6 protein-coding genes are annotated in these 6,584 nt (G+C 45.1%); 1 reads left to right on the top strand and 5 read right to left on the bottom strand.

Features of this window, described 5'->3' with window-relative positions; all coding sequences use genetic code 11:
• Positions 1-64: 64 nt before the first annotated feature.
• The 4 genes from IQ257_RS28325 to IQ257_RS28310 form a co-directional block, all read right to left on the bottom strand.
• Positions 65-649 (bottom strand): phosphate-starvation-inducible PsiE family protein, encoded by a 585-nt coding sequence (locus IQ257_RS28325; protein ID WP_193882346.1) that lies wholly within the window; start codon positions 647-649, stop codon positions 65-67.
• A gap of 125 nt (positions 650-774) precedes the next feature.
• Complete coding sequence (locus IQ257_RS28320; protein ID WP_228061116.1) at positions 775-930, bottom strand: hypothetical protein; 156 nt, start codon at positions 928-930, stop codon at positions 775-777.
• Positions 927-1,187 carry a hypothetical protein gene (locus IQ257_RS28315; RefSeq protein WP_193882343.1) on the bottom strand — a complete coding sequence of 87 codons (261 nt, stop codon included), beginning with the start codon at positions 1,185-1,187 and terminating at the stop codon, positions 927-929. Before IQ257_RS28315 ends, IQ257_RS28320 begins: the two co-directional genes overlap by 4 nt.
• 154 nt (positions 1,188-1,341) lie before the next feature.
• Positions 1,342-3,672, bottom strand: a complete 2,331-nt coding sequence (locus tag IQ257_RS28310) for an NACHT domain-containing protein (protein WP_193882340.1) — start codon at positions 3,670-3,672, stop codon at positions 1,342-1,344.
• A 151-nt stretch (positions 3,673-3,823) separates the two neighbouring features.
• Here IQ257_RS28310 and IQ257_RS28305 point away from each other — a divergent pair, with 151 nt between their 5' ends.
• On the top strand, positions 3,824-4,069 hold the full coding sequence (locus tag IQ257_RS28305; RefSeq protein ID WP_193882338.1) for a hypothetical protein: 246 nt from the start codon (positions 3,824-3,826) through the stop codon (positions 4,067-4,069).
• A 348-nt stretch (positions 4,070-4,417) separates the two neighbouring features.
• Here IQ257_RS28305 and IQ257_RS28300 read toward each other — a convergent pair whose 3' ends face one another.
• A complete protein-coding gene (locus tag IQ257_RS28300; protein WP_193882702.1) occupies positions 4,418-6,145 on the bottom strand; it encodes a diflavin flavoprotein in 1,728 nt (575 codons plus the stop codon).
• Between the last annotated feature and the right edge of the window lie 439 nt (positions 6,146-6,584).

The raw sequence follows: 6,584 nt of genomic DNA, 5'->3' as shown, positions 1-6,584 counted from the left end.
CCCCTAATCCCCCCTTAGTAAGGGGAGACATTAGAAACGAGGGGGATGCAAGAGGGATCTAATTTTATTTAGAAACCGGATCTAAATGACTCGTGCTATCTGCAAAGACAGAAGCCATAACGCGAGAGTCTAGATTCGTAACAGGAGATTCAGATGAGTGAGTCGTGGAAAGACGCTTATTTCTCATCGCCAAGCGTTTTTCTGGGTCAATTCCTTCAAAAGTGGGTGGCAACCACACGCGAACGATGAGGAGTGCTGCCATCACGATTAAGAAAGAACAGGCGGCTAAAATTTGAATCCAGGATGTTTCTAAAACGCCCCGCACGATAACTTCTCGCAGAACGGAAACGATAGAAACTTCCACAGCGACTCCAATGGATACGCGCTGTTCTTGTAAGTAAATAATCAGCAGTCGGAATAACTCAACTAAAATCAGCAAGAACAGAATATCGGAGGTAACATTTTGGAAATCTAGGGGAGGTAGCAACTCTAAAAACATCTCTCGAAGCTGAATCGCCATGAAAGCGAACAACCCTACACACAGGGAAATGATAAATAAGTCTTGGATAGTTTCTAGCGCCCGGACAATGTGATTCCGCTTTAACTGTTCGTACCAGCTACTGGGTGGGGATGTTAGAGGCTCGTGCATGGGAGGTTCCTTCAGCCTGTGTTACTAGAACCCAGTATAGATTGGCTAATTTTATTGGTAAAGTCCTTATTGATTAAATATGCTGATTATAACTACAACAGAGACTGACTGAATGCGATCGCCTTTCATCCGGTAACGGTGACGGTGTAGCGGATAAGGGAGTGCGATCGCACTACGCTGGCAAGGGCAAAGTATTGTGGGCTTCGCTCAATGTAGTAGATAACTGGTGCAGTGTTCAGGAACAACCGCGTCACACCCTGGAGGCTTTCTGTAATGTTCACTCCTCTTTCCTTGATTCCACTTCTGCAATTTCCAATTCTGGAAATTCCCCACGCCTGATGCGGGTGACATATTCTTGAGCATCCATACCCCTTAGTAGATTAGGGGCTATTCCAGCAAATTCCGTAACTTTACGGCTTGGTTTCGGTTTAATCTCGCAACGTCGTAGTTTTTGTGTTAAGTGGGCTATGAGCTGCAATTGCTCATCAGGGGTGAGGGCGTCTGCTTGGTTTATTAAATCAACTAATTTTTGGGACATTTTTTATCCTTTCTTGGTTAAAATTAGCATCGATAACAATATGTTTTGTTCAATTTTTCCTTGTTCATCAGTAATTGGTTGGCAACGAATTTTGTAACGGATGTAACGGATAGGTTATCGGTGATAGTTTCTATTAATTCATCCGCTACATTTGCTACAAAATCCACTGCTGACGCTTTTCAATCTCTGCAATAGGTAGCAACAACGTCTCCTCAATCTCCTTCCTTACTTCATCACTTACCGCACAACCGCTATTTAGGCAATCCACCAGCAAGATATTTGCATCGTAATACTGCTCTAGCAATTGTTTCTGCTTTTCGGTGAACAGCCAATCATGACCAATATCGCAGTGGTTAATCATGACATCTCTCAACTCTCCAATCCAGGCTTGACTGTTATCCTGCCACCATTGCTTATAGTTTGCTCTTTCTCGTTGAGCTGGTAGCTGATTTTTTAGCTTTAGTAATGCTTCCTTGAGTTTAGGCTCAAGGTTGACCGATTGCTTAAGGAGTTCTCCAAGAAAGAGTTCAAAATCGAGATAGCGAGAGACAGCCATGAAGGAAGGGCCATCTGCACCAGAGCTGTAGAGGCATTGCTCGAGGTCAGGAGAGTAGGAGTGGTGGAGAGAGCGGTATAGGCAGTAATCAGAAAAGAGACTTAGAGGATCGGATAGGTATTGCTCGAAGGAGGGATCGAGAGAGCAAGATAAACGGTGTTCAAAGGAGAGATTGAGGGAACGAGACAAGTAAAAGGCTCTAACTGCTGCTTGTTTACGTAGATTCTCCAGTGAACGAGATTTCTGATTGACCCACTTCAAGTACTTCTGAAAATGCTCATCACCAGCTACAAGTGCATCAACCTGCTGTTTCATTAACTTCAGGAAACGGTTTACATCCTCACACATTCCGGTTGTCAGCAGCAAAACTTCTCGCCAATGCGAGTGTGTAATGTGCTTGATTAAACTATCCCAATCAGAGCTATCGCAAAACCATTTCGCTGCAAAATACTCTTGAAACGTCAGGTGAGAGAACGACCAAATCCCCTGCGCCCGTTTAATCAATAAACCATGCTGCGCTTCTATCGCCTCCAGCACTTCTTGGCTCTCCTCAGTTGAAATACTTAGATACTTCGCAATGTAGCTCTGAATTTCACTTTGCTCAAACAACAAAAATTGCTCTTGCTCAAACTTACGGACAGCAAGATAACTCAGAAGCTTTTTCTTTTCTGCTACTGATAAATTGCGGTAGCGTTCACTTCCTACTGTTCGCCTGACTCCCCTTTTTTCATCCCAGTCTTGTAAAAGCAAATTAATTCCCTGCTCATACAAATCAGAGCGTTTAGCAGGTAAATCTTTCAAGTCGGTGAAAACCAAGCAAGTCAAACTCAGTAATATTGGAGTAACTGCTAGGTCAGTCGTTGGTTGGTTTTCAGGCAATCTCAGCTTATTGAGAAACTTTTCTGTAAGATCTGCTCCTTGTTCCGGTGTTTCAGCAAATGACTTAAACCAGTTTTTGGCAAATTCATCAACTTGCTTTGGTGTAAATTCAGCAACTTCAACGCAATCAAACTTATCAGATATGTATTTTGTCGTTTGGGTCCGACAGGTAAGGATAAAACGATTTTTATAATACTTCTGTTGCTGAGAAAACTCATAAATATGATCTTGTACATCTCGCCTCGACTGACTGGGAACTTCATCTAATCCATCCAGCAATATCACAGCCTTACCCTGCTTCAAGATTTGTTTGGTTTGCTCCTCATCAACCAGGTCAAATTCTTGATGAATAGAGTTGAATAAGTTGAACTCACTAGCATTGATACCTCTGAGTTCAATCAAAATGGGGATATAGTCAGCCAGAAATTCACCCTTGCAGCAAGCAACAGCCAGATGTCGCAAGAATGTAGTTTTACCTGAGCCTGGTTGACCCAATATCATTAATCTAGGGTGATGGGCAGCTATTTCAAATCCAGGCGATCGCTCTCCACGCTGACCTAACCCCAAGCGGTCAAAGTTATCTCGATAGTTTGAGTCTTTCAGCAGATCGGGAATCTTTGCGTAAGACTCGCTAGTAAGCTTCTCCAGCACATAAACATCCACATAAAGCTTATCTACGTCAATCTGCTGGCGATTCAACAACCGGATTTTGCTGTACAGGTGTTGGATTTTCTCACAACAGCGCGATCGCACCTCCTGCACCAATTCGTCAATATCAGAACCGTTGTCCTGATTCTTCTCAATTGAACCAGATTCAACTGTTTTCGGTAGATCCGTAACCTCTTGCCAGTCCAGCTTTAGCTTTTTACAAATTGCGTGAAACTTTCTGGGTTGAACGGGTCTACCTGCAAAAAAATTCGTCACTGTCGTAGGAGACATCTCCAGGTTAGCTGCTAAATCCCGTTTGCCAGCAAATTTTTTTAAAGCAATGTCCGCCTTCTGTATTCCTTGTGCGGATAATCTAAGCGATCGCCCTGTCTGTCCTGCCATATTCAAGTTTCAGCCTTTTAACTATCCTAGCCACGCGAACACAAGTTGGACAAAGGTGGACACAAGCTGATTCGTACCTGTTCATTTGCTGAACCAGGGTACTGGCTTAGGTTTGACACAGTGTTGGGAGTTCACTGAGGAAATCATCACGATGAAAACTGCCAACACCAATAAGCCTGCGGAAGAACTCAAGCAAAAGCGATTCCCCACGGGACAGCTTCGCTTCACGCAACCCGCTCAACCAGCGAAATCTAGGAAGACTCGGAAATGGCTAAAAATAGTCGAGTTTGTTGTCGTCAGCTTTGCTACTTGGCTGAACCCTGAAGCAGGGTTTCTGATTTTTCTACTCAAACTCTGCTTTCAAATCTTAGAGATGCTGCAAGACGAGCCAAAGTAGTAGGAATTGAACTCTCCTCTTACACCTACGCACCAATCAGCCAGGGGTTCAAACCCCTGGCTCATAGCGAAAGTCCTCTGAAGAGGACTAGAAAACCAATTGAGTTAGACAGTCAACTATACAGAGATTGCAGTCCACTTGAGTGGACTTAATGTATTAGCCCGGAGTTTGAAGATACCGTTGGCGAATTGATGAGGGGTCTGACCCCTCCCCAAACCCCTCCCCTGCAAGGAGAGGGGCTTTCAATCTCCCCCTTCCCTACTAGGGAAGGGGGCTGGGGGGTTAGGTTTTCGGAATTCGCCAACAACATCTTTGAACTCCGGGCGGATGATGAGCATGGCTACCCAATCAATAATGATTCCCCACCTTACGATGGTGTACCGCCGTCAGCGCATCCGTTTGAGACACCCGACCTGCCGAAACCGTGGCGTAAATCGTCCAATGATCGCCACAATCCATCCGGCTTTTCACTTCGCATTCCATATAAGCCAGGGCATCTGCCAGAATGGGAGAACCATTACTTGCGGCATAGGTCTTGACCCCCTCGAAACGGTCAGCACCGGGAGGAAAACGCTTCAGGAAATGCTTTATCAGTCCCTGGTAATTCCCCGCTTCCAGGACATTCAGGATAAAGCGATCGCCAATATGCATCAGAGACTCGATCGCTCGGTCTTTGGCTACCGCAACCGATATCCCCAAGGGTTGGAAACTCGCTTGCGCTACCCAAGACGCTACCATCGCGCTACTGATATTACCCTTTTTCGCGGTAATAATATAGAGTCCGCTACTGAGTCTGCCTAACGCTTTATCCAGGTCACTATCTAAAGCTTTGATTTGCTTGATCGTGCGATCGCGGGATAACCACTGTCCCAAATCTGTCCCCGCTTCTTCACATAAGTGATAGGTTTGTTCGGTGGGCGTATCTTTAACTAAAATCGGTGGAAAACCCGGATTCAGCCCTAAATCCCGAAACTTATTCACCAACAAATACGCTGATTCGCTATCCCCATCACCCGACTCAAACACACCAAAGGACTGCTTAGAATTCGTCGATCCGAGTAGAGTACCAATTGCCGTTTGCGCTGTAGTTGCTGTATCTCCAGTTGTGGGTGGCGTACCAATCACTACCCCAGAGGCAATACTCATCAATTCTTTCACCTCTTGGGGTTCAGCCGATCGCAAATCCATCATTTCCACGGCTACCCCTGTCTTGGTGATACCATGGGCGATCGCTTGGGAAAGGCGATCGCTATACCCATAATCGGATAGGTAAAATACCGCCACCGTCGTTTCAGCTTTCGCCTGTTCCTCACTCCACTGGCGGTAACGTCCAGTTAGTTCAGTAAGGTTGTGATACAGTAAAGGTCCGTGACCTGTGGCAATGGTGGTAATTTCCGGTAACTGACCCATCCGCTTGAGTGCCGACAGTACCGAACGGGCATTCGGACCCATCAAACAGTCATAGTAATATTTGAAATCCTCTTCAATCAGGTCTAAATCTTCATCAAAGGTGTGGTCATCACAATAATGCATCCCAAACGCATCACAGGTATAGAGAATCTGCGTTTTGGTATCGTATGTGAAAATAGTATCGGGCCAATGGAGGTTAGGGGCAATCACGGCTTCTATGATATGTCCATTCCCTAAATCGATGCGATCGCCATTTTTCACAATTTGCGATTGAAAGGGTTGATGCAGCCAATTTTCCAGAAACTGGATTGCCACTTTTGAACCCACAACCGTAATTTGGGGAGCCAGTGCCAGGATATCTTTAACTAAGCCACTATGATCGGGTTCCGTATGGCTGACAATGAGATAATCCAGGGTTGTCGGGTCAATTAATCCCGTTAATGTATCTAGATACAGTTGGCGAAACTTTTCATGGGACGTATCCACCAATGCAGTTTTTTCACCCCGAATCAGGAATGAATTGTAGGTGGTGCCATTTTGTAGCCCAAATTCAATATCAAAGCGATCGCGATCCCAGTCCAACGAGCGGATTGCGGTTGTATCTACAGCAATTTCGATAGTCTGCATCGTCAACCGACGCTGAACTCCCTCAGCAACTGCTATCATCGGTTGCCTCCTTATTTATGTAATTGAGTTAAGTTTGTATTTCTGTTTATTAGTTTTACATATTATCTGAAGGAATTTAATCATATTATCTTATGATAATGTTCAGGATAAAGGTGAAAGGTGTACTCCCCGACTTCTCTAAGAAGTCGGGGATCTGAACTGTAAAGAAGTCTCAGGGGTAACAGGAACAGACCGAGGTCTTCTAACGGCTAATCGTGTAGTCAGCAAATAAAGACCTCCGACAATCAGGGGCAGCAACAAAAGCAGTAGCAGCCTGACAGCGGTCTTCTGGTGCCAATTTTTCTGATCTGGGTCACTCATGGGATTCACTGTTTTCGTACAGGTTAAGGTAGGGGAAGAGATAAGGGAGACAAGGAGACAAGGAAACAAGGAAGTAATTTTTCTTCCCCCATCTTCCCCACACCCTACACCCCACACC

This window comes from Coleofasciculus sp. LEGE 07092 (genome assembly GCF_015207375.1).
In the GTDB taxonomy this organism is placed as follows: domain Bacteria; phylum Cyanobacteriota; class Cyanobacteriia; order Cyanobacteriales; family Coleofasciculaceae; genus LEGE-07092.
This window is presented reverse-complemented; position numbering and strand designations above follow the sequence as displayed.